Source organism: Nocardia sp. 2TAF39 (genome assembly GCF_052114905.1).
In the GTDB taxonomy this organism is placed as follows: domain Bacteria; phylum Actinomycetota; class Actinomycetes; order Mycobacteriales; family Mycobacteriaceae; genus Nocardia.
Genome location: NZ_JBFRFQ010000015.1, coordinates 234,076 through 257,491, shown reverse-complemented (window position 1 = coordinate 257,491; position 23,416 = coordinate 234,076). Strand labels below are relative to the sequence as shown.

Below are 23,416 nucleotides of genomic sequence, written 5' to 3'. Positions count from 1 at the left end.
GAGTTTACTGCCTCGTGCTGGTCGCCAAGGCCACGGCCCCAATACGGTGAGACCTATGCAACTGGACAACTCGCGCGGGTATCGGGACCCGACGCCGGATCAGCTGGACGTGGCGGTCGTCCAGTTCGCCCCGTCGACTGCCCCGTCGGCCAACCTCGCCGCCCTGCGCGAGCACGTGCGCACGGCCCGCGACCGCGGCGCGCGGGTGGTCGTCGCGCCGGAGTACTCGATGTTTGCCGTGACCCGGCTGGACGAGCGGGTCGTTGCCGTCGCCGAACCGCTGACCGGGCCGTTCGTCACCGGCCTCGGCGGCATCGCGCGCGATTTCGGGATGTTCTTGGTCGCCGGAATGGTGGAGGAAGTCGCTCCCGGCGGCGACCGGATTCGCAACACGCTCGTGGTCCTCGGGCCCGACGGAACCCTCGTCGCGCGGTATCGGAAAGTGCATCTCTACGACGCCTTCGGACACTTCGAATCCGACGTGGTCGAGCCCGGCGCGATCGAGACGCCGGTCACCTTTACCGTCGCGGATGTGACATTCGGCATGCAGACCTGCTTCGATCTGCGCTTCCCCGAAGGCGTCCGCCGGGTCGCGGCGGCGGGCGCGCACGTGCTGCTGCTGCCGGCGCAGTGGATTCCCGGCCCGGCCAAGGTCGACCAATGGACCACGCTGGTGCGGGCGCGCGCCATCGAGAACACCATGTACGTGGCCGCCGCCGATCAAGCCGCTCCGCGCGGCGCGGGCGCCTCGATGATCGTCGACCCGACCGGCGTGGTGCTCACCGAACTCTCTGACGAGCCGGGCATCCTCACCGCCGGAATCGACCTCGCGCACCTGGGCAAGGTCCGCACCGTCAACCCCAGCCTCGCCTTGCGCCGATTCGCGATCACCGAGCGCGGACCGGAGTAGCGTCCGGGTGGATGGTCTACTCCGATCGGGCCTCGGCCGGTCGCACGCTGGGTGCGCTTCTGGAACACCTGCGGGCGTCGAACCCGCTGGTGCTCGGTCTCCCGCGCGGCGGCGTCCCGGTGGCTGCCGCGGTGCGTGCCGTGATCGGCGGTGATCTCGACATCCTCCTGGTCCGCAAGCTCGGTGTGCCGTGGCAGCCGGAGCTGGCGATGGGCGCCGTCGGCGAGGACGGCGTGCGCGTGCTGAATCCGGATGTGCTGTCGCACACCGGCGTCTCGCCCCGGCGACTGGCCTCGATCGAGCACGCGGAGCGCGCCGAGCTGGAGCGGCGCAGGCTGGTGCTGCGCGGCGACGAGCCACCGGTGGCGCTGGACGGGCGCACAGTGGTGATCGTGGACGACGGGATGGCGACCGGCGCCACCGTCGTGGCCGCCTGCCGTGTCGCGCGTCTGCACCAGCCCGCGCGGATCGTGGCCGCGATCCCCGTCTCTTCCGGGGAGGCGTTGCAGCGTGTCACCGCCGAGGCCGACGAGGTGGTCTGTCCGTGGGTGCCGCGCTCGCTCGGCGGTGTCGGCGCCGCCTACCGTGACTTCCATCAGCTCGAGGACGACGAGGTCACCGAGCTGCTGCGCTGAGCGCAGCTCAGATCTCGGCGATGCCCTTGCGGTGCCGCCGCGCGGGCTCCGCGTAGCGTAAGCGCTTGCCACGCGTCGTGGTTCCTGCCGGACACACACCGCGGTGGATCAGCGCTCTGCGTAGGCCGTGATGGTGCGTGCGGCCGCGGTGACCATCGGGCGCAGGTGGGCGGCGAACCCTTCCGCCGTCACGGCGACGATATCGACGTCGACGCCGGTGCGCACCGCGTATCGCCCGTCTCCGACCACGTCGATCCAGCACAGCACGCCGAACGGGCGCGGCTCGCCCGCACCGCGGCGGGCGGAGACGACGATCTGGCCGATGCCCTCGCGCGGCTGCTTCAGCAGCTTGCGGATTCTGGCCGATGGTGACGGTCCGGCGACCGGGACGGTGACCAAGCCGCGACTGTCCTCGCCGACCTGGGCACGAGGGGCGGTCAGTCGCGGGAGGGAGCCGGGGTTGTTCTCCGGCAGCGTCGAGACTACTCGCGCGGCAAGGTTTTTCGGGCTGCCGACGAACAAGCGCACCGCATCGCCGCGGTCCGGGCTCGCGCCTGGACGCTGCGTCGCGACCACCGCGATGTTCCCGCATGCGGCGCCGAGAATCCGGACCGGCCGCGCCGCCGGGCTGGGTGCGTGCCCGCCTTCTGCCGCAGGCGTGGGAGGCGGCGCCAGTGGGCCACCGTCCCGGCTCGGACCCGGTTCGGGCGGGATCGGCACTGGATCATGCTGTCCGAACACCTCGATGCGCAGGTCCGGCTGAGCGAGGATGCGCAGCGCCGCTTCCAGATCCGCGTCCAGCACGCGATCGCACCAACCGCTGAGTGCGGGTAGTTGCGCGGCGCGCTCGCCGGTATCGCGCGCGGACAGGCGGATGGCCAGCGGGTAGGGGATCCGATCGCCGTCGGTGCGCGACCAGGCCAGCGCGAACTGGTCCGGGGTCAGCGTCCAGTTCACTCGTACTCGGTCCATTCACCGAGCACGGGCGGCGTCGTCGGATCGAGCGACCCGATCAGTTCACCACCGTGGTCGGAGGGCTCGAGGTAAGTCGGGAGGTCGTCGAGGTCGAACTCGTCGTCCTCCTCGTCGACGTGCACGGTTCGTGCGGCGACCGCGTTCGCGGCGACGCTCGATCCCGGTCTCGGGGTGTCGGTGGTGGCGAGTGCGCCGCCCATCAGACCGCCCACGGCGCCCGCGCCGACACCGGTGACCGCGTCATTGCCCGCATTGTCCGTGCGCCGCTCATCGCGTTTGCGCTCGTGTTCCGCTGGGACCGGGTTGCTGGTGCCCGGGGTGGTCGGCACGACGATCGGCGCGGCCGCCGCGGCGGCCGTGTTCGTCGCCGCGCGTGTGCTCGCGGCGGGAGCGGTGCGGAGCCGGTTACCGGCCGGGACCACCGACGGCGGAGCCTCGGCGGCGGCAGGCGCGACGCGGGGTGCGTTCGTCGGCGTGTCGGCGGGGACCACGGTGTCGGTCGGAGTGACCCCGGCGGCCGTGGTCGCGGGTGCGGCGTCGGACGCCTGGTCGGTGGGCGCTCCGTCCGCGATCGGGTCCGCCGACCTGGTCCCTTGCACGGTCGGGTCGAGCGAAACGATCTGTGCGTCGGACACTTTCGGGCCGGTGCCGGTCACCTTGGCTACCGGGGCACCGGTCGGCGCGTCGGGCGCTCGGTCGTCCGCCTCGTCGGGGAACGCGGGGACATCGGTGCCGGTCCGGATGAACACTCCCGCATAGATGTCGGTCATCGCACGCACGACGTCCTGGCGCGCGTGCTCGCCCTCCTTCTGTCCGTCGATGTTGCTGGTCGCCTGGGCCGGATCCAGTAGGGCCGCGGCCAGATCCGGCGCGACACCGGACGGCTCCGATACGGCGGCCCGCAGCGCCTCCGCCGCGTCGCTCGCCTGTCCCAGGCGCTGCGAGACCACCGCGAGCACATCGGCGAGGTCTTGGCCGCTCTGTTCGAACACGCGTACCACCGCGACCGCGCTCTCGGCCGCGCTACCGCGCCAGCCATCGGCGATGGCGGCGCGAATCTCGGTGTGTGCCTGGAAGATCGCGTCCGCCAGGCCGGCGCCGGAATCGGCCCACGCCTGCTGGCCGCCCGCGAGCAACGCAGGATTCAGCAGCTGGACTTTGGCGTGGATCTCGTCGTGGGTGAGGTTGTCGAAAATTTCGACGTTCGGCACGTAGGCGGGGTCGGTGCGCCGGTGCGTGGCCCGCTCGGCGGCGCGCGGCATCTTACGCATGCGTGGCTCCCGTCACGTCGATCCGATCGACCGCCGCGGCGAGGGCATGGTCGGCACCCTGGTAGGCGGCCGCCGCCGCGCGGAAGGTCTGTGCGAGTTCCCTGGCCCCCGTGGCGTATTCCCGCAGCCGGGCGATCGCGCCGTCGGCTTTGCGTTCGAAACCGGCGCGCAGGGCGTCACCGGAGGTGAACCCGCCGAAGCCGGGCAGCGAGACCGCCGCGTTCAGCACGCGGATCTGCGCTTCGACCCGGTCGGCGAGCTGCTCGTACTGGCGCGCGCACCGTTCGTGTGCACCGTCCGCGACGAGGAGGCCGTCGATCCACAGTGTCCCGTCGTCGACCGCGCGATTCAGCGCGGCGACGTCGACGCCGGGCGCCGTGACCTCGGCGGGTGGCTCTCCGCCGAACCCGTTCTCGTTCGATGGCATATGCACCGTCCCCCTTCCTCATCCGAAGCGTGTTCGGTTCACGGATGCCGCGCCGACCCCACGACGACACCCTGCATCCAGTCCGCGATGTCGGCAGCGACCCGCGCGTGCACCGGCTCGTGCAGCAGGTCGTGCCCGGCGTCGGTGTACTCCCGCAAATGTACCGATTCGTGGCGGCTAGTCCAGACCCTGACCGCATCGATCGGCGCGCGCCGATCCTCGACACCGTGCACCGCCAGCACCGGAAGCCGGCGCGGCAGCGGCGTTCCCGGCGCGCCGGGCGTACCGCCGCCGAGTGCACGCTTCGGCACGCCGGACAGCACAAGACCCGCCAGCGTGCTCGTGGGCAGGGCAGGCCGCAGCGGGTAGGCCCGCTCCAGGATGGCCGAATCCGGTGCCGCCTCGGTCGAATCCGGCACCGCGGCGCCGAGCATGCCCAGTGCGGTGACCGCGCCGAGTGAGTGGCCCATCAGGATCAGCGGCGTGTGCGGCTGCGCGGCGCGAGCCAGCTCGACCAGGCGCAGTGCGTCGGCGACCAGCTCGACCAGGGTGCCCGGCCGGTCTGGGTCGCCTTCGCTCAGCCCGTGTCCTGAGGTGTCCAACGCCCACATCTGGATGTGGGCGGGTTGCAGGGTGCGGGCGAGACGGTGATAGTGGCCGCTGTGCTGGCCCATTCCGGGCAGCAGAACCACGGTGAGCACCGGGTTTTCGGTCGGCCACCACCGATAGTGCATCCGGCCGCGGGCGCCCTCGAAAAATGGCATTCGTCGATCTTGCCAAAGATTCCGCTGGTCATGGCACGCCACATCAACTCGGAGAAGATCGCTACACTGCGCGGCGACCCTGCCCTTTCCCGAGCTGAGGTGGCCGTTGAGAACCTCCCGCCGTCCAGGCGCCTTGCTCCTACCCGCCGCCGTGCTCATGCTGACCGTCGCGCCGGCGTCGAGCGCCACCGCCGCCCCGGCCGCCCCGGCGATCGCCTCCTGCGCTCCCGCCGTCTCCGCGACCGCCGTGCCCGCCGTGCCCGTGCTCGACTGGTCGGAGAACCTGGGGTACGACGCGCAGGGCAACCTGTGGGTTTCTCGCCTCTACCGCAATGAAGTTCAGCGCTATGATGTCTCCGGCGCGCTGACCGCGACGGTCCCTGTCGAATTCCCAGGCGCTGTCCGGCTCGGCCCGGACGGACTGCTCTACGTCGTCTACGGCGACACGCCGACCAGCATTGTTCGGCCCGGCGGTGTGGTCCGCTTCGACCCCGCGGCCGCCGCGCCGAAGCCCGAGGTGTTCGTCTCCGGGTTCACCATGCCGAACGGCGCCGCGTTCGACCCGAGCGGCAACCTCTACGTCGCGACCATGTCCGGAGTGGTCCGGGTCCGTCCCGACGCAAGTGTCGACACCGCGTGGGGCGAGCCGGTAGCCGGGCTCGCCGCCAATGGCGTTGCCGTGTACGACGGCTTGCTGTACGTGACCACCAACGGCGGCCCGCTGGGCCGGATCGTCCGCATCCCGATCGCCGCGCCCGCCGACCGCAGCACCGTCGCCGACCTGTCCTCCCCACTGCCCGGCCTGCCGGATTTCGCCGACGACCTCCTGGTCGCCCCCTCCGGTGTCCTCTACGTGACGACTCTCGCGGGCCAACTGGTCCAGGTCGATCCGGCTGACGGCGCCGCATGCACAGTCCTCGACGGCCAGCCGATGACCGCGGTCGTCGCAGTACCCGGTCACCCGGACGAATTGCTCGCAGGCACTGAAAGCGGCGCCGTCCTGCGCATCCGCCTGTCCCGCTGACCTACTTACCCTGCGACGCGCCGAATATGTTGGTGCACAGGTACTTCAGGCGCTCGAGGGCACTGCGTGATCGTCAGCGGGGCTGCCCCGAACCAGGAATGGTCCGTGCCATCGCAGAACGGGTTGATACGACCGGCGGTGTCGCACGTCCGCACTACGGGTGTGTCGAGTGCGAGGTGATGATCGACTCGAACAGTTCCCAACAGCGGAGATGCGCGCCACACCGAGGGTGATCCAGCAGCACCTATGCTCGCGCAAGATCAGAGCTAATGCGAGGAATTGTGAGATCTGATGCGCCGCATCACGCTGAGCTGGGAACCTCTCGGGGCCACCGTCACCGCCGAACTCGATGGTCGTAACGAGGAGTTAGCCGAGATGATCTGGCGGGCGCTGCCCTACCGAAGCCTGCAAGGCCACGCCTTGATCGCTGGGCATCATCTCTACCACCTCGCCCCCGTGCACGAGCTGTTGTACACCTCGGCGACCGAGCGCCTCGATCGACGGAAAGCGCCCGATGGCACGGTGTTCGGCTCGGCGTTGCAGCATGTGGGCATCAAGTACGGCCCGCTGACCGAGCCGATGCTTGCCGCCCCGATCGGGCAGGTGTGCGATGCGGACCTGCCGCTCTTGTCAGATGTTGGCAGTGCCGTGTGGGAAGCGGAATATCACACCAAGAAGGTCATCACCGTCGAGGTACGACGAGCAGCTGAACCAGGCGGGCACGACATTCCCCGGCTCCGCGCCGCCGACGCGCGGGCTGATGCGTTGATAGCCGATATCTTCGCCGCCACCGAACAAAGCTGGCTGCAACCACCCGACGAGCTCGTCGATCTTCACGAGGGAAGGATCGCCTCCGGGGCGGGCAGCTTCGACACAGTCTTACCCACCTTGCTGTTCGTCAACGGAGAAACCCGACCACTCGGCTACGCCAGTTATGGGGGGTTGGTACGCGCCGCACACAGCGATATACCCACCGAGCATTTGCGGCAACTAGCCCGCATGCTGGTGACGGTGCCCGCCGAATTCCTCGGCTATTGCGGCTTGGCGCAGCTGTGGACCTTCACGCAACGGTTACTCGACCTGCTCGAAGAACCACTGTCGCGCGGCGATTTCCAAGCGCTCATGTCCCACATGGCGCTGTACGTGAATTGTTTGGGTAGCTGGAACCTCCAGCTGTTCCCCTGGGATGTCGGTCAGCACTTACGGCAGGAGACAAGGAAGCACCATGGCTGAACACAGCGAAGTTGTCATTATCGGTGGAGGCGTCATCGGTGCTTCCGCCGCTTTCCATCTCGCTGAGGCCGGGGTGCGCGTCACCCTGCTCGAACGGGGCGAACTGGCGTCGGGCACTTCGGGTTCGGTGGCCGGCATCGCCCGAGCATATTTCCCCGGCGAGCCGCACAACACCGCGTTGGGTGTGCCCAGCGTGCGTGCATTCCGAGACTTCGCCGAGCGCACCGGTGGTGACGCAGGGGTGAACGAAATCGGATTTCTCGTCGCGCTCACCGAGGAAGAACAGCTGGCGGAATTTCAGGCGGAGGTGACCGCTCAGCAGGCGCTCGGTGTGGATCTGCGGCTGCTGACGCCGGAGCAAGCCGTGGAACGCAATCCGCTGCTGGACGGCGAGCGGATGCTTGCCGCGGCATGGACCCCGGATGCGGTGACCTGCGATGCGGTCGGTGCCGTGCACGGATACGCGGCCGCGGCGCAAAAGCTGGGGGCCGACATCCGTACCCACACTCCGGTGAGTCGCATCGATCTGGAAACCGGTCGGGTGGATACCGACGCCGGGCCGATCACCGCCGATGCGATTGTGCTCGCCGCCGGATACTGGTCGAGAGAATTGGCAGCCGGTGCTGGTTTCACCCTGCCGGTCACACCGCAGCCGGCCGAGCTGTTGTTCACCGACCCGTTGCCGGAGCCGGCGCCAGTGGCTTTGACCCTGGACGCGGCCAGTAACCTGCGGATGCGTGGGGTGGGTAACAGGCTGATGGTGGGGTTGCGGATTCCCGAGCGCGGAGAAGTTCGCGATGCTTGGATTCAGCGGCTGGCCACCGAATTGGCCCGCACCTGTCCCTCGCTGGCCGGCATCGGCTTGAACTCGGCGTGGTTCGGAGTGGAAGAGCTAGCTGCGGACAAGACCGCTTTCCTGGGTGTTCATGCGGGGTCTGCTCCGCTGATCTATGCGGCAGGGTTCTCGGGTCATGGTCTGAGCCAGGCGCCATATGCCGGCGAGATAGTTCGCGACCTGTATCTCGGCCGCGAACCATCGGTGGATCTGGGGCGTTTTTCACCGTCCCGTTTCGCTTGATACTGCGACGCGTTGGCCCGCACTGGCGGGTTGGATGTTCCCATAGGCGGGCCCGTTGTCGGCATACTGGTGAGCCCGGAAGTAACGAATCCCCAGAGGTTCTGTGGGGTTCGAGCTCGTGGGGTTCGCGCTGTGAACTCGCCTGCCACGTGAACGCTTGTATCTGGATCGCTGGACGAGTGATTCCAAGGACTTTTACGGTGTCACTGTGACGAACGACCGCCGCCGCCTGCGTCGCCTGGTTGTGGGCGAGGCAACGTGGTACTGGATGATCCGGCAGCAGGTGCGGCCCGCGTATCAGGAGTGCAGCATCACGCTTTCCTTCTTCCCCGAGGACACCCGACGTCGTTTGGTACTGGCCTTCCGTCCGGCGCCGGACAGAATCATCTCGAATTCGTACTTCGAGTCCGGTGCCTTGATCCGCCTCCCGGACCGCACCTACCTCAATCTGTACGAGCCCGGCGCGGTCCGTCGCCTGTTGGACGCCGCCGCACCGGACCTTGCCCGCTGCGCCGGCAAGACGGTCGAGGTGGACGGCTGGCCGTACTTCGACGTGGTCGTGGATTCGGCGGCGACTGCCGGACCGGTTTGATTCGGTTATCGAGTTCGGCTGGCGCGCGCGTTCGGCCCCGGCTCGGTGCTGACCGCGTGCGCTATGCGGTGTGCGACCGCCCGCAGTTGCGCGATCAGCTCCGGCGGTTCGTGCACCCGGAAGTCGACACCGAGCCCGATCAGCCGCTGTGCCAACCATTGCGGCGAGTCGTCTCGCAGGGCATCGACTCGGCAGGAGTGCGCATCGACCGCGACCAACTCGCCGGGGTCGTCGCCCAGCCGCCCCGCGATTTGTTCGGCGGGGGCGTCGATGGTCACCCGAAGTCGGAATGTCGGTGTGCCCCAGTCGGTTCGACGACCAGCGACGTAGGCGGCGGCATCGGCAGCGGGGAGCGGACGCGGGGTGAAGCGCGCGGCGGTGGGTTGTGGCCGGTCGATCCGGTCGACACGGTAGACCCGCCAGTTGTCGCGGTCGACGTCGTAGCCGACCAGGTACCAGCGCCGCCGGACGGGCACCAGGCCCACCGGCTCGGCGTTGCGTCTGCTTTCGGCGCCGGACCCGTCGCGGTAGGCGAAGCGCACGCGCTCGCGGTTGGTTACGGCGGCGGCGAGCGTGGCGAGCACCTCCGGGTCCACGGCGGGCCTGTCGTCGGTCGGCGCGCTCAGTGCGGTGTCGAATACCCGCACCTTGCGCCGCAACTTCGCAGGTAGCACCTGCTCCAGCTTGGCAAGTGCCCGCACCGACGCCTCTTCGATCCCGGCCACCGCAGACCCGGCCGCGGCGCGTAGCCCGACCGCGATGGCGACCGCCTCGTCGTCCTCGACCAGCAGCGGCGGCATGGCCGACCCGGCAGCCAGCCGGTAGCCGCCCATGGCGCCCATCGTGGCCGTGACCGGATACCCGAGCTCGCGCAGTCGGTCGATGTCGCGGCGCACCGTGCGGTCGGTGACGCCGAGGCGTTCGGCAAGCTCGCTGCCCGGCCATTCACGCGGAGTCTGCAGCAGCGACAGCAGCCGCAGCAGACGAGCGGGGGTGTCGTTCATGTTCCGAGAATTCCAGATAAGTAGGACATAAACAGACCTAGATCCTCCCTACCGTGGTTCTGGATCGCAGGACCTACCGGCAAGGAGCCCCAACGATGACCAGCAACTCCACCGACGTTCGCCCGTTCCGCATCCAGATCCCGCAAGCCGATCTGGACGACCTGCATGACCGGCTCGCCCGCGCCCGCTGGTCGGCGCAGTTGCCCGGCGCCGGCTGGGATCGCGGCATCCCGGTCGACTACCTGAAAGAGCTGGCCGAGTACTGGCGGACCGAATTCGATTGGCGCGCACAGGAAGCGGCGCTCAACGAGTTTCCCCATTTCATGACGCGGGTCGACGGTCTCGACGTGCATTTCCTGCATGTGCGCTCGCCGGAGCCGGACGCGATGCCGCTGATTCTGACCCACGGCTGGCCGAACTCGTTCGTCGAATTCACCAAGACCATCGGCCTGCTGGCCGATCCGCGGGCGCACGGACTCGACCCCGCGCAGGCGTTCCACGTCGTGGTGCCGTCGGTCCCCGGGTTCGCCTTCTCCGAGGGCCCGCACGAACTCGGCATGACGCCACGCAAGGTGGCGCAGATGTGGCTGGTACTGATGGACCGACTCGGGTACCGCCGTTTCGGCGCGCAGGGCGGGGACCTCGGCGCGTACGTCGCACCGGAGCTGGCCGTCGCCGCGCCGGACCGCGTGACCGGCGTGCACCTCGACGGCGGCGTCGGAATGCCGAACGAGGCCGACGTGCCCACCATGACGCCGGACGAACGTACCGAGTGGGACCTCATGCAGAAGTGGATGACCGGCGTGAACCATCACGTGCTACTGCATGCCGCACCGCAGACTTTCGCGCACGCCTGGACCGACTCGCCGGTGGGTCTGCTCGCCTGGCTGATGCACAAGTTCACCGAGTTCACTCCACTGGCCGAACGCGCCGAGGACGTGATCGACCGCGACCACCTGCTGACCAATGTCAGCCTGTACTGGTTCACCAATACCGCGGCCTCGTCGTCTTGGCCGATGTACAACGGTCTCGGTGCGGGTGGTTTCGTGTGGCCGAGGGGTCAGAAGCTGGTCCCCACGGGCACCTACGGCGGTGGCTCCGCGCTGATGCGCCGGCTGGCCGAGCGGGACAACACCATCGTGCACTGGCCGGAGGGCAACACCGGCAATCACTTCGTCGCGATGGAACTTCCGGACGCGCACGTTGCCGATATCCGCACGTTCTTCGCTGAGCTGCGGTGAGCACGCGCGAGCGGGACCGCCACGGTGGTCGCGCTCGTGCCGCGTCGTCAGCGAGCGGGTTCGGCCTGCGCCTCCGCGCCCGCGGGCGCACTCGGTGTGGCTTCCGGCGCGGGACCGACCTCGGTGCCGTTGGGACCCGGCGTGATCAAACCCGGTGTGGGAGGCGGCGGCGCCGCGGGGACGCCGACCGGCTTGTCCGGCACCACGAAAAGACCCACCGTCGGCGTCATCACGCAGTGCGCGAACGGGTAGTCGATGATGCCCCACATCGAGGCGATGACCGTGCCCGGACCGCTGTTGACGGTCTTGGACAGCGACGGCTGATGGTACTCGGTCAGGTCGTCGAGCGGGGCGATGCCGCTGGCGCCGGTGTTCACATTCACCCACGCGACGACGAGGCCGGAGGCCAGCGGCGCGCCGGAATGTGAGGGGGCGGCGCTGAACCGCAGCGTACCCGGCGCGACGTTCAGGTCCGGCCCGGTGCCCGGCCCGTCGGTGGTCGCGGCGGCGATGATCGTGGTGACGGGGCCGTTGCTACCGCAACCGAAGGTGGGCGCGGCATAGGCGAACGGGGTGAACACGCTCGAGACGTGGCGCAGCTCCGCGACGTCGACCAGGGTGGTGTACCGCGAGAGGGCGTCGACGCCTGCCTGCGCGGCTGGGTCGGGCCGGGCGATCTCGGTGAGGTGGCCGAGGCCGGAGTCCAGCGGGGACCGGGCTTCGTCGGCGGCGGCCGTCCCGGAGAAGGTCAGAACCGCGCCGATGCCGAGAGCTGTCGCGGCTGTGATGGCGCGTGCGGTGGTTCTGCCGTTCACTCGTTCTCCTCGATACCGAACCTTTCGGGGTCCGCGACCCATGACCAGCAACGTACCAGCTCGCCGGTTCTGTCGCCCAAGGGTAGCGGGGCCTCGGTAGCCGACGGCAGAACCGGGTCCACCACGCGGAACGAATACGCGGGACCTCCTGATCTGATCCAGTCGCCGATGTGGGGGATTACCGCGGGGTAGGTTGGAGCAGGAAGTACGAGACACGCTGGGAGATGCGTATGAAACTATCCTTGTCCTCCGAAGACGTCGCCTTCCGCGACGAACTGCGTAATTTCTATCGGACCGAGATCCCGGCTGACATCCGCGAGCGCGTCCGGAACGGCCATGAGCTGTCCCGCGACGACGTCGTCACCGCGAACAAGATTCTCAACGACCACGGCCTCGCAGTGCCGAACTGGCCCGTCGAGTGGGGCGGCAAGGACTGGACGCCGATGCAGCGGCATCTCTGGCAGGACGAGATGCAGCTCGCCTCGGTGCCCGAGCCGCTGACGTTCAACGCGCAGATGGTCGGCCCGGTGATCGCCCACTTCGGCTCACAGGAGTTGAAGGAGCGATTCCTCCCGGCCACCGCCGCGCTGGACATCTGGTGGTGCCAGGGCTTCTCCGAGCCCGACGCCGGTTCCGACCTGGCCGCACTGCGCACCACCGCGGTCCGCGACGGCGACTCCTACATCGTCAACGGCCAGAAGATCTGGACCACGCTGGCCCAGTACGCGGACTGGATCTTCTGCCTGGTCCGCACCGACCCGAACGCGCCGAAGAAGCAGGCGGGCATCTCGTTCCTGCTGTTCGACGTGAAGTCGCCCGGCGTCACCATCCGCCCGATCAAGCTGATCGACGGCGGGTACGAGGTGAACGAGGTCTTCTTCGAAAATGTCCGGGTTCCCGCCGATCAGCTGGTCGGCGAGGAGAACATGGGCTGGACGTACGCCAAGTTCCTGCTCGGCAACGAGCGCACCGGTATCACCGGCGTCGGCCGCACCAAGGTCAAGATCGGCGTCGCGAAACAGTACGCGGCGCAGACCAGGTCGGGCAGCGGAACGCTACTGGAGGACCCGGTGTTCGCGGCGCGGGTCGCCGAGCTGGAGAACGAACTGCTCGCGCTGGAGCTCACCCAGCTGCGCGTGGTCTCCAACTCCTCGGACGGCAAGCCGAATCCGGCCTCGTCGGTGCTCAAGCTGCGCGGCTCCGAGCTGCAGCAGGCGGCCACCGAGCTGCTGGCCGACATCGCGGGACCGGATGCCATTCCGGTGGACGCAGACGACATCGCCTCGCCCGGCTGGGCGCAGCGCAGCGGCCCCGCTTACCTGAACTACCGCAAGACAACCATCTACGGAGGCTCCAGCGAAGTGCAGCGCACCATCATCGCCTCCACGATCCTCGGATTGTGAGGCGACACCATGGATTTCGATCTCACCGATGAGCAGGTCATGCTCCGCGACACGGTCCGCGACCTGCTCGCGCGCAACTACGACGCCGAATCGCGGCTGAAGATCACCGATTCCGAGCTCGGCTGGAGCCGTGACGTATGGCGCCAGCTCACCGATCTCGGCGTGCTCGGCCTGAGCTTCAGCGAGGAGGACGGCGGTGTCGGCGCCGGCCCGGTGGAAACGATGGTCGTGCTGGAAGAGGTCGGCCGCAGGCTCGCGCCGGAGCCGATCCTGGACGCGGTACATGTGCCGGGCGGGCTCGTGGCCAGGGCGGGCAGTGCCGAACAGCGTCAGCGGATCCTGCCGGAGGTCGCCGCGGGCACGAAGCTGCTCGCCTTCGCGCACGCCGAGCCCGGTGTGCGCTGGCCGTCCACCGAGCTGGTGACCACCGCTGCTCCGGTACAGGGGGATTCCTACGCGCTGACCGGCGTCAAGAACCCGGTCCCGCACGGCGGCAGTGCCGACGAACTCGTCGTCAGTGCCGTGCTGCCGGATGGCGGGGTCGGGCTGTTCTTGGTCGCGCCGGGTGCCACCGGCGTGGTCCGCAAGCCCTACCGCACGGTGGACGGTCAGCGCAGTGCGCAGCTGGAGCTGGACAACGCGCCTGCCGAGCGTCTCGGCGACGCGGACGCCGCGGAGACGATCGCGTCGGTGCTCGGGCATGCACAGGCCAGCCTGTGCGCGGAATCGGTCGGCGCGATGGCGGAGGCGCTCCGGCTGACCACCGAATACCTCCGGCAGCGCAAGCAGTTCGGTGTCACGCTGTCGAAGTTCCAGACGCTCACCCAGCGGGCGGCCAACATGTACGTTTCGCTGGAGCTGGCGCGCAGCATGAGTCTGTACGCCACGGCGTCGCTGGTGGACGGAGCCTACGACCCGGTGATCGCGTCCCGTGCGCGCTTGCAGGTCGGCCGCGCTGCGCGGCACATCGGGCAGGAAGCGATCCAGATGCACGGTGGTATCGGGGTCACCGCCGAATACCCGGTCGGCCACTATGTGGCCCGGTTGACCGCGGTCGAGCGCACCCTGGGCGGCGGGCTCGACCATCTGCGAGTGCTCAGCGCTCGAGTCGGCGACTACGAGCTGGCCGAGTTGTAGGGCCGATGCGGTGGTGTGCGCGCGGCGCGCGCCACCGCGGGTCACTCATTCGCGGTCGGCTCGTTCGGCGCCATGACCGGCGGCTCGACCGCGGCCGGTCGTGTGCTGATCGGCGTCCTCGCGTCCTCGGGCGCCGCGCCGTCGTGCAGAATCCGCGGCGAGGACTCGGCAGAGGTGGTGCTGCTGCTGAAGCCCGAGAACGGCGTGGCAGGGCGTTGCTGGTATGGCGCGATCTTCCAGGTCGGCGAGGGCGGGATGATCACTCTGGGCGTCGTCGGGCCGGTGGTGCCCTCGTGGGCCGCGGGCTCGACATACTGACCTGCCTTCAGCGGCGGCGGTGGGACATAGGTGTCGTGCCTACCCACGCCGCATGCGCCGATGAGAACGAGTCCGATGGAAACTGCTCCCACGGCGATCGCCGGACCGGCGATCTTGGCCCTGCTGTGCTCCATCGGTAACAACTCCTCGTGGGTATCGAGTGGCCTCACCTTACTCGGGGCCGGTCGGCCAGGCGAGGTAAGCGGTCGCTGGAACAGTGTCGGATGGCGCTTTAAAACAGTCCTAATTCAGATATCGAATTGATCTCGTCGGCGTGTCGCGGGCACGTGTCGCTGTCATCCGACGTGCCGGAGTCGTAGCGTGTGTGAGCAAAGTTACGCGTGAGACGCCTGTTTCAGGATGAGAGACACGTTGTGTGAGAACGTGAAAGCGATTCTCTGACCGGCGTCATCGAGGAGTAGATGATGGGAGCTTACTCGACAACATCGCGGCGCAGGTCGTCCCGCGCCACGGAGGATGCGGTGTCGGCAACTGCACCGCATCTGGAGTCGAACCAGCCGGCGCGCACGCTGTCCACGATTGTGTCGCGGACCCTTGCCTGGTTGATCTTTGTCGGCGGAATCGTCGGGGCGGTCCTCGGCATCGCCGGCTTGCGCGTCGAAATCACCGTTGCCGGTCTCATTCTCGCGTTCACCGCGGGACTGGTCCTGCTCAAACTCCGCACGGGTGGCAGCGAAGCCGACTGAAACAGCCGGTCGGTCGCGCGTGAGCGACGCATGCTGTGCCCGAAAAACCGGCGTGCACAACACTTCAGGGATCTACCGTTGTTCGTATGAGGGTCCAGGTCGCCACGGGCGTCGATGTGCTCCGTGCGCGGGCCGAATGTTTCTGCTCCGTGATCCGCTGCGGCACATCGTGATCACGATGACTATCGCGAATCGCGTTGCGGTGTCGACTCCGCTGCCGAGCCTTCGCGATTCCGGTCTGTGCACGCCGAAGACACTTCCGTAGTCGGCGCTGCCGTGCGGGTCGCGAACTGCCCCTCGGCGAGCTACCGCGGGACATCGTGGCCGGCTGGCCGAGGTGATACCCGAAAGCAGGGGCGTCGACGGCGACCCACAGCCTCCGCTCAACACTGGTGTGCGTTGCTCGGCACGGGTTTTCCCGAGGCCTACACCACCCAGCTGCACTGTCCCGGGCACGCTGCGCGTCGCCGGCACCCCGCGCCCCGCCGTCGAATTCGACGGCGCGCCGCGCATGGTTCGGCTCGCGGCCGTGCGCGCAGACTCCGGGATGCCGCCCGGGCTGAACGAGGCCGCGATCCGGCGCCGCGTAACCGCGGATCGCCGCGGAGCAGGCGTTCGATGAGAAGACCGCACCCGGCGTGCGGCACGCGTCAGTGCAGCGGCGCCGAGCGCCACCAACGCAACAGCTCGTCGATCGTGGTGGAGCTGAAGCCGTCGGTGTACATCAGGAACTGGGTGCGATCCGGGTCGCCGGTGAACGCGGTGACCATCTTGGCGCCGTCGTCCACGTATTTGTAGTTGGTGTAGGACTTTCCGGCGTTGCTGTCGGTCGACTCGGTGGCCTGCGAGGGCAGGCGCTTCAGCACGTTCTGCACGTCGGCGGGTGTCTTGTAGGCGTAAATGCGGTAGTACGGGTCCTCGTTGTTGCCGCCCTTGAAGCAGCGCCACTGCGCGGCCCAGTCGCCGAAGTCCGGCTCGCCCTTGGACGGCGACGGCGGCGAGCTAGCCGAGGCCAGCCAGCACTCGGCGCCGTTGTATCCGACCTCTTCGGTCTTGGACGCGGGCACCATTCTGGGGAACTCCGCGCTGATCGACTCCGCGGTCGCGCCGACGATGTTCGGCTGCACTGCCGAGGTGGTCGTGCTGCCGCCGTTGTTCGAGCTCGAGCTGGTGACCACTCCGATGATGCCGAGCACCACAAGGATCAGCACGACGACGCCGACCGAGACGCCGACGATCAAACCGGTGTTCTTCTTACGCGGCGGTCCGGCCGACAGGTGCGGGTGTGCACCGCGCGGCGGTGCGGGCGGTGCCGCGAAGGTGGAGAACCCGGGCTGCTGGGTGTAAGGGTTCGTGGCGGTCGGCTGCGGTGCGGGGCTGGAGTACGGCCCGGAATTCACCAGCGGCGCGGGCGGCGGAGTCGCGGAGGAGGCGGAGGGGGCAAGCGGATTCGGCCCGCTGGTTTGCAGGCCGGGTCCGCCGACCTGATAGTCAGCACTGTTCCCGTGGTGACCGGAGCCCTGCGCCATCGGGAAAGGCGTGCCGGCGACCGGGATATGCGGACCGCTGATCGGCCGCGGGCCGGTCGTCGGGCGCGGGCCGCCGGTGACCGAGTGTGGCGGACCGGTGACCGGGCGGGGACCGCCCACCACCGGCATCGACGGTGCGCTCGGAGTGGCCAGCGCCTGCTTGGCGGCGGCGGCGAACTCCGCGCAGCTGATGTACCTGTCGTCGGGGCGCTTGGCCATCGCCCTGGCCAGCACGCCGTCCAGCGCGTAGGACAGGCCGGGGCGGACGCTGCTCAGCGCGGGCGGCGCACCTTGCAGATGCCCCTGGATCACCGCGGCAGGGTTCGTCGCCTTGAACGGGCCCGTGCCGGTGAGCAGCCAGAACAGCGAGCAGGCCAGCGAGTACTGGTCGGACCGGTGGTCGAGCGCGGCGCCGGTGAGCTGTTCGGGCGAGGCGTAGGCGAGGGTCGCGGTGAAGGTACCGGTCTGGGTGAGATGACCGGTGTCGTCGCGCAGCCGCGCGATGCCGAAGTCCGTGAGATACACCCGCTCGCCGCGGCCCGCGCCGGAGCGGGCCAGCAGGATGTTCGCGGGTTTCACGTCGCGGTGCAGCACGCCGCTGCCGTGCGCATAGTCCAGCGCGTCCGCGGTCTCTTCGATGATTTGCACCGCGCGTTCGGGCGGCAGCGACGTCGGCTCCACCGAGGCGGCGTCGATGCCGTCGATGTACTGCATCGAGATCCACAGCTGCTCGTCCTCGAGCCCGCGGTCGTAGACCGTGACGATGTTCGGGTGATCGAGCTGGGCGACCAGATCCGCCTCCCGTTCGAATCGCGCCCGCACCTCCTTGTCGAAGAACATCTCCCGGTTCAGCAGCTTCAGCGCCGTCATCCGCGGCAGCCGCGGATGTTTCGCCAGGTACACCGAACCCATGCCACCGCGGCCCAGTTGCCGCTCGATGACATAGCCGGCGAAAACGTCACCGCTGGCCAGCATGACTGCTCCACTTCCCGCCGTCCGCCGGGACCCACCGGCGAACAGGCGTACAGCATAAGAACGCGCGATTCGGGACGGGCCCGACCACGGAAAACATCGAAACCATAGCAGTTGCTGCGCAGCTCCCGGTCGGTCGTCGAACGTGGGTAGCGAGGGCGACAGGCCGATACGGTGGGGTCCGTGGATCCGGCAGTTGCTGAGGCGGACCCGGGCGCGTTCGCAAGTCGGGCAGCCGGCACCCGGTACCCATGCCACCACGGCCGAGCACGCGTTCAATGGCGTAGCTTGCGAAGACATCGCCGGTCTGCAACACGGTTTACCCCTGGTCGGGGACGCGGAGCCTGAGGATGTATCTCGCTGAGCCGTCGGGACGCAACAGTCGGGCGAACCCGTCGGTCGCAGTCGGTGGGCGGCTACCTCGCCTGCGCTCGGTCCGGCGCGGGTCTGCTGAGGGGGCTTCGTCCGGCTGTGTCTGCTGTGCGGCTCCCTCGGCCTGCGCTCGGTCCGGTGCGGGTCTGTTGGCGGACTTCGTCCGGCTTCGCCCATTAGGCTGACCGCTATGCGCATTGGAGCACATGTCCGGCTCGACAGCGATCCGATCGGCTTCGGTGAAAAACTGGGCGCCGACGTCATCCAGCTGTTCGTCGTCGATCCCCGGGGCTGGGACAAACCCACCCCGCACCCGCGCACCGAGGAGATCCTCGCGAGCCCGATCGATGTGGTGGTGCACTCCTCCTATCAAATCAATGTGGCGAGCCTGAACAACCGGCTGCGCATGCCCTCGCGCAACGCGGTCGCGCAGCAGGCGCAGGCGGCCGCAGAACTCGGCGCGTTCGGCCTCGTGGTGCACGGCGGGCACGTGCGCTCCGACGCCGAGCTGGCGACCGGAATCGACAACTGGCGCAAGCTGTTCGAACGCCAGCAGGACAAAGGCGGCTTCGCGGTGCCGATCCTGATCGAGAACACCGCGGGCGGCAACCATGCCATGGCGCGGCACTTCGATTCGATCGCCCGGCTGTGGGACGCCGTCGGCGACTACGGTGCCGGCTTCTGCCTGGACACCTGCCACGCCTGGGCGGGCGGTGAGGAACTGGTCGGCGTCGTCGACCGAATCAAGGCGATCACCGGGCGGATCGACCTGGTGCACCTGAACTCCTCGCGCGACGCGTTCAACTCCGGTGCCGACCAGCACGCCAATTTCGCCGACGGCACCATCGCGGACGCGGCGGCCGCTCGGACGCGAGCCGGGCCGCGAACGGGCAATGCTCGGTCTCGCTTCGCTCGGAAGCGGGAATCGGGCCGATGTGGTTACGTAGGCTGTGGTTCGGGCATCGGGGGTTCGCCGTCTGCTGATGTTTCGGGCTGTGTTGGTCTTTGCAGCGCCTGCGGCGCCGGGTGCTGGGGGGCGGCCCGGTCGTTCCGTGTTCGTTTGTGATCAGGGCGACGAAAACCCTGGTCGGCGGGCTGGTTTCGGTGGTGTGCTCGACCGAGCATCAACCGATCCAGACAGCGAAGGTGATCTCATGACGGTCGCACCCGCCACCCCGGCCACTGCCTCGGTGACCAGGCTAGGCGCGCGCATCGGCGCGCAGGTCGACAACATCCGGCTCGGTGGTGATCTGGACGCGGCGACCGTCGACGTGATCCGTCGCGCGCTGCTCGAGCACAAGGTCATCTTCTTCAGCGGGCAGGACCACCTGACCGAGGACGGGCAATACGAGTTCGCCCAACTGCTCGGCACGCCGACCACCCCGCATCCGACGGTGACCTCGCACGGCGTCAAGAGCCTGGCCATCGACTCCGAGCATGGCCGCGCCAACAGCTGGCACACCGACGTCACCTTCGTCGACCGCATCCCGAAGGCGTCCATCCTGCGCGCCGTGCAGCTGCCGACTTACGGTGGTTCCACCACCTGGGCCTCTACCGTCGCGGGCTATGACTCGCTGCCGGGGCCGCTGAAACGGCTCGCGGAGTCCCTGCGCGCCGTGCACACCAACCTGTACGACTACGCGGCCCGCACCGGCGAGCAGCCGAAGGCCAACGCCGCCTACCGTGCCGAGTTCGAATCCACCTACTACGAGACCGAGCACCCGGTGGTGCGGGTGCATCCCGAAACCGGGGAGCGGGCCTTGCTGCTCGGCCACTTCGTCAAGCATTTCGTCGGCCTGTCCAGCTCGGAGTCGCAGGCTCTGTTCCGTCTGTTCCAGGACCGGGTGACCCGTCTGGAGAACACCGCCCGTTGGAACTGGGCGCCTGGCGACGTCGCCATCTGGGACAACCGTGCCACCCAGCACTACGCCATCGACGACTACGACGACCAGCCGCGCAAGCTGACCCGCATCACCCTGGCGGGTGATATCCCGGTCGGCGTGGACGGCGCGGCGAGCACCGTCATCGCCGGCGACGCCGAGCACTACTCGATCGTCGAGGACACGCAGCTGCTCGCGTCGTAGCGGGCCCCCGCATGGTTGTCGCGGCGGGCGGACCTCGCTGCAGCAGTTGAGGGGCCATGCGCTGCCCAAACGACGCAGCGAATCGCGAAGCGGGCGATGTCGCGCTGCTGCCGGGCGGCGGGCGCGCCGGCGCGGTGGGGTGGGTTTCCGGCTCGGTCGCGCGAAAGACCGGGCTTGCCGACCGGCCGGGGCCATACCCACCGTCGCCGAGTCGCGAGGTCGAGCCGGGGTCGTTCGAGGCATGGTCCACACTGGTAATCATGAGTATTCGGCCGTTGGACGGGGTGCGCGTCCTGGAACTCGGCAACTACATCGCCGCGCCTACCGCAGGGCGAATCCTCGGCGACTTCGGCGCCGAGGTGATCAAGGTGGAACGGCCGAAAGCCGGTGACGAGCTGCGCAACTGGCGGCTCTACGGCGGCGACACCTCGATGCTCTATAGGACCATCAACCGCAACAAGAAGTCCATCACGCTGGATCTGCGCAGCGAGGCGGGGCGGGGCATCGTGCTCGACCTGATCCGGCGGTGTGACGTGCTGCTGGAGAACTTCCGGCCCGGCATGCTGGAGAAGTGGGGTCTGGGGCCAGAGGTGCTGAACGAGGCGAATCCGGACCTCGTGATCACCAGAATCTCCGCCTACGGGCAGACCGGGCCGCTGTCCGCGCGTCCGGGGTTCGCCGCCGTGGCCGAGGCGGTCGGCGGCCTGCGCGAGCTGGTCGGCGACCCGGATCGTCCTCCGGTGCGCACCGGGGTCTCGATCGGTGACTCCATCGCGGGCATCTATGCCGCCTTCGGCACCGTGATGATGCTGTTTCAGCGCGAACGCCGCACCGCGCAGGACGCGCCGATACCCCTTCCCGAGCGGCTGGTCGACGTGGCGCTCAACGAGGCGATCCTGTCCGTGATGGAATCGCTGGTGCCGGACTACCTCGCCTACGGCATCCAGCGCGAACGCGTCGGCGGCCGGATGGAGGGCATCGCGCCGAGCAACGCCTATCCGTGCGGCGACGGAACCAGCATCATCATCGGCGGCAACGGCGATGCCATTTTCCAGCGCTATATGGCGGTCATCGAGCGCCAGGACCTGGCCGCCGACCAGGAGCTCCAGGACAACGCCGGCCGCTGGCGGCACCGCGAGCGGCTCGACGCGGCGATCGGCGAGTGGACGATCCGGCACACCCGCGCCGAGGCGCTGAAACTGCTGGAGGCGGCGGCCATCCCGTGCGGCCCGATCTATACCGCCGCCGACATCGTGGCTGACGAGCAGTACCGGGCGCGCAACATGATCCAGCCGTTCGCGGTGGACGTCGGTGCGCCGGAACCGAAGACGGTCGGCTTCCCCGGCATCGTCCCGGTGATCGGGGAGCAGTCCCTGCCCATCCGCAATGTCGGGCCCGATCTGGGAGAGCACACCCGAGAGGTGCTCTCCGGGTTGCTCGGCATGAGCGAGGCCGAGATCGCCGAGCTGGAGGCCCGATGAGACACAATCGCGCAGCGCTTATCGGGGCCGACCGGGTGCGGGTGTCCCGCAAGACACTGGAGGCCCGATGAGACACAATCGCGCAGCGCTTATCGGGGCCGACCGGGTGCGGGTGTCCCGCAAGACACTGGAGGCTCGATGAGACACAATCGCGCAGCGCTTATCGGGGCCGACCGGGTGCGGGTGTCCCGCAAGAAACAGGAGGCGCCATGAGTACGCAGCCACAAGACCGCAGGCGACCCCAGGGCCGCGGAGCACGGGAATTGCGTTCGCCAGGTAGTAGCAGGCCTGCGGTGCAGCCGAATCCGACTGGGGCGAGCGAGAAACCGTGGGGCGGCGTGATGTGTGGACGCCGCCAGGCGGGAGGACGGTGATGACCGCGCCGGTCCTGCGGGACGTGACCCTGCGCGACGGGCTGCAGCTCACCGGCAAACTGCTGCCGGTGGAACGGAAGGTGCACGTCGTGCGCCGCCTCCTCGCGCTCGGCGTACCCGCGTTGGAGATCGGCTCCATGGTGCGGCCGGACCTGGTTGCGCCGATGGCGAACACGATGGAACTCGTCGCCGAGCTGACTCCCGAAGAGCTGCAACGTTGTTGGGTGTGGGTGGCCACGCCGAGGCACGTCGAGCAGGCGGCCGCGGCGGGGGTGCGCAACTTCCAGTACTGCTTCTCGGTGTCGGACGCGCACAACAGAGCGAACATCGGGCGCGACACCGAGGACAGTGTCGCCGTGTTGCCGGACGCGGTGCGGCTGGCCAGGGCGGTGGACGGGTCGATTCAGCTTTGTCTGGCAACGGCTTTCACCTGTCCGTTCGATGGGCCGGTCGATCCGGAGCGGGTGCTTGCCATCGCCAGCGACCCGCGCACCGAGGGCACGGACGATATCGTCATCGCCGACACGCTGGGACAGGCGTATCCGGGACAGGTCGCGGCGCTTGTCACGGCGGTGCGGGAGCGAACCCCGCGGCGGCGCATCGTCTTCCACGGCCACGACACCTGGGGGATGGGCGTGGCCAACACCTTGGCCGCCGTCGCGGCGGGCGCGGACATGGTCGACGGGGCGCTCGGCGGCCTCGGCGGTTGCCCCTTCGCGCCGGGCGCGAGCGGCAACACTTCTTCCGAGGACATCCTCTTCGCGACGCGGCCGGAGTGGTTCGCCCCCGCGACGCTGTCCGCGCTGGTCGCACTGTCGGAGGAGTTGCTTGTCGAACTCGGCGAACCCAACCGTTCCCGCGCCGCCGAGGGCGCACGGTCGAAGGCACCGGCCTTCGAGTGGGTCGTCGAGCGGGCTCGCAGCTAACCGGATCGGTCCCCACTTCACACAAACCATACCGTCCCCGCCTCAGAGCCGGTCGAGACCCGCTACGGCGGCAAACACGCAGCACGGCAGGCGCTGCAATACGAACACAGCGCGAAACATCACCGGACGGCGAACCCCGATGCC

At 68.7% G+C, this 23,416-nt stretch carries 21 protein-coding genes and 1 pseudogene; 14 read left to right on the top strand and 8 right to left on the bottom strand.

Translation table 11 applies throughout. From position 1 onward, the window contains the following. The first annotated feature begins 55 nt into the window (after positions 1-55). On the top strand, positions 56-910 hold the full coding sequence (locus AB4Z47_RS12775; RefSeq protein ID WP_441950531.1) for a carbon-nitrogen hydrolase family protein: 855 nt from the start codon (positions 56-58) through the stop codon (positions 908-910). Positions 911-921: 11 nt separating this feature from the next. Next, positions 922-1,545 (top strand): phosphoribosyltransferase, encoded by a 624-nt coding sequence (locus AB4Z47_RS12770; protein ID WP_441950530.1) that lies wholly within the window; start codon positions 922-924, stop codon positions 1,543-1,545. Between the two features lie 108 nt (positions 1,546-1,653). On the opposite strand, the gene AB4Z47_RS12765 is transcribed toward AB4Z47_RS12770, so the two are convergent. The 4 genes from AB4Z47_RS12765 to AB4Z47_RS12750 are packed head-to-tail and all read right to left on the bottom strand — an operon-like array spanning position 1,654 to position 4,982. Then, positions 1,654-2,517, bottom strand: a complete 864-nt coding sequence (locus AB4Z47_RS12765; RefSeq protein ID WP_441950528.1) for an ESX secretion-associated protein EspG — start codon at positions 2,515-2,517, stop codon at positions 1,654-1,656. Beyond that, positions 2,499-3,791, bottom strand: coding sequence for a WXG100 family type VII secretion target (locus AB4Z47_RS12760; protein ID WP_441950527.1), 1,293 nt, complete (start codon positions 3,789-3,791; stop codon positions 2,499-2,501). Before AB4Z47_RS12760 ends, AB4Z47_RS12765 begins: the two co-directional genes overlap by 19 nt. Further along, entirely contained in the window at positions 3,784-4,218 is a 435-nt protein-coding gene (locus AB4Z47_RS12755) for a type VII secretion target (protein ID WP_441950526.1), read from the bottom strand. The genes AB4Z47_RS12760 and AB4Z47_RS12755 overlap by 8 nt, the downstream gene beginning before the upstream one ends. A 38-nt stretch (positions 4,219-4,256) precedes the next feature. Then, positions 4,257-4,982, bottom strand: coding sequence for an alpha/beta hydrolase (locus tag AB4Z47_RS12750; protein WP_441950525.1), 726 nt, complete (start codon positions 4,980-4,982; stop codon positions 4,257-4,259). Between the two features lie 106 nt (positions 4,983-5,088). On the opposite strand from AB4Z47_RS12750, the gene AB4Z47_RS12745 reads away from it, so the two are divergent. The 4 genes from AB4Z47_RS12745 to AB4Z47_RS12730 all read left to right on the top strand — a co-directional run bounded on the left by AB4Z47_RS12745 (position 5,089) and on the right by AB4Z47_RS12730 (position 8,909). Next, complete coding sequence (locus tag AB4Z47_RS12745; protein WP_441950523.1) at positions 5,089-6,006, top strand: SMP-30/gluconolactonase/LRE family protein; 918 nt, start codon at positions 5,089-5,091, stop codon at positions 6,004-6,006. Positions 6,007-6,297: 291 nt separating this feature from the next. Further along, entirely contained in the window at positions 6,298-7,239 is a 942-nt protein-coding gene (locus AB4Z47_RS12740; RefSeq protein WP_441950522.1) for a hypothetical protein, read from the top strand. Further along, complete coding sequence (locus AB4Z47_RS12735; RefSeq protein WP_441950520.1) at positions 7,232-8,317, top strand: NAD(P)/FAD-dependent oxidoreductase; 1,086 nt, start codon at positions 7,232-7,234, stop codon at positions 8,315-8,317. The genes AB4Z47_RS12740 and AB4Z47_RS12735 overlap by 8 nt, the downstream gene beginning before the upstream one ends. Positions 8,318-8,525: 208 nt before the next feature. Beyond that, a complete protein-coding gene (locus tag AB4Z47_RS12730; RefSeq protein ID WP_441950518.1) occupies positions 8,526-8,909 on the top strand; it encodes a hypothetical protein in 384 nt (127 codons plus the stop codon). Between the two features lie 5 nt (positions 8,910-8,914). On the opposite strand, the gene AB4Z47_RS12725 is transcribed toward AB4Z47_RS12730, so the two are convergent. Continuing rightward, positions 8,915-9,913 (bottom strand): helix-turn-helix transcriptional regulator, encoded by a 999-nt coding sequence (locus tag AB4Z47_RS12725; protein WP_441950517.1) that lies wholly within the window; start codon positions 9,911-9,913, stop codon positions 8,915-8,917. Positions 9,914-10,008: 95 nt separating this feature from the next. Here AB4Z47_RS12725 and AB4Z47_RS12720 point away from each other — a divergent pair, with 95 nt between their 5' ends. Further along, entirely contained in the window at positions 10,009-11,154 is a 1,146-nt protein-coding gene (locus AB4Z47_RS12720) for an epoxide hydrolase family protein (RefSeq protein ID WP_441950515.1), read from the top strand. A gap of 47 nt (positions 11,155-11,201) precedes the next feature. Here the strand turns inward: AB4Z47_RS12720 and AB4Z47_RS12715 are convergent, their stop codons facing one another. Next, positions 11,202-11,969: a hypothetical protein gene (locus tag AB4Z47_RS12715; RefSeq protein ID WP_441950514.1), complete on the bottom strand. Its 768-nt coding sequence runs from the start codon at positions 11,967-11,969 to the stop codon at positions 11,202-11,204. Between the two features lie 230 nt (positions 11,970-12,199). Here AB4Z47_RS12715 and AB4Z47_RS12710 point away from each other — a divergent pair, with 230 nt between their 5' ends. Both AB4Z47_RS12710 and AB4Z47_RS12705 read left to right on the top strand, forming a co-directional pair. Continuing rightward, the gene (locus tag AB4Z47_RS12710; RefSeq protein WP_441950513.1) at positions 12,200-13,372 is read left to right on the top strand and encodes an acyl-CoA dehydrogenase family protein; all 1,173 of its coding nucleotides are present in this window, start codon (positions 12,200-12,202) and stop codon (positions 13,370-13,372) included. Between the two features lie 9 nt (positions 13,373-13,381). Continuing rightward, a complete protein-coding gene (locus tag AB4Z47_RS12705; protein ID WP_441950511.1) occupies positions 13,382-14,509 on the top strand; it encodes an acyl-CoA dehydrogenase family protein in 1,128 nt (375 codons plus the stop codon). 41 nt (positions 14,510-14,550) lie between these two features. Here AB4Z47_RS12705 and AB4Z47_RS12700 read toward each other — a convergent pair whose 3' ends face one another. Next, positions 14,551-14,961 carry a hypothetical protein gene (locus AB4Z47_RS12700; protein ID WP_441950509.1) on the bottom strand — a complete coding sequence of 137 codons (411 nt, stop codon included), beginning with the start codon at positions 14,959-14,961 and terminating at the stop codon, positions 14,551-14,553. 348 nt (positions 14,962-15,309) lie between these two features. On the opposite strand from AB4Z47_RS12700, the gene AB4Z47_RS12695 reads away from it, so the two are divergent. Beyond that, positions 15,310-15,534 carry a hypothetical protein gene (locus AB4Z47_RS12695; RefSeq protein WP_441950508.1) on the top strand — a complete coding sequence of 75 codons (225 nt, stop codon included), beginning with the start codon at positions 15,310-15,312 and terminating at the stop codon, positions 15,532-15,534. 650 nt (positions 15,535-16,184) lie between these two features. On the opposite strand, the gene AB4Z47_RS12690 is transcribed toward AB4Z47_RS12695, so the two are convergent. After that, complete coding sequence (locus AB4Z47_RS12690) at positions 16,185-18,038, bottom strand: protein kinase domain-containing protein (RefSeq protein WP_441950506.1); 1,854 nt, start codon at positions 18,036-18,038, stop codon at positions 16,185-16,187. A 559-nt stretch (positions 18,039-18,597) separates the two neighbouring features. Between AB4Z47_RS12690 and AB4Z47_RS12685 the strand changes: the two are divergent. The 4 genes and pseudogenes from AB4Z47_RS12685 to AB4Z47_RS12670 all read left to right on the top strand — a co-directional run. After that, positions 18,598-19,254 (top strand): annotated as a pseudogene (locus AB4Z47_RS12685) (deoxyribonuclease IV); the annotation flags it as partial. A gap of 307 nt (positions 19,255-19,561) precedes the next feature. Continuing rightward, the gene (locus AB4Z47_RS12680) at positions 19,562-20,491 is read left to right on the top strand and encodes a TauD/TfdA dioxygenase family protein (RefSeq protein WP_441950504.1); all 930 of its coding nucleotides are present in this window, start codon (positions 19,562-19,564) and stop codon (positions 20,489-20,491) included. Positions 20,492-20,751: 260 nt separating this feature from the next. After that, the gene (locus AB4Z47_RS12675; protein ID WP_441950502.1) at positions 20,752-21,972 is read left to right on the top strand and encodes a CaiB/BaiF CoA transferase family protein; all 1,221 of its coding nucleotides are present in this window, start codon (positions 20,752-20,754) and stop codon (positions 21,970-21,972) included. Positions 21,973-22,345: 373 nt separating this feature from the next. Next, complete coding sequence (locus AB4Z47_RS12670) at positions 22,346-23,272, top strand: hydroxymethylglutaryl-CoA lyase (RefSeq protein ID WP_441950501.1); 927 nt, start codon at positions 22,346-22,348, stop codon at positions 23,270-23,272. Positions 23,273-23,416: the final 144 nt, after the last annotated feature.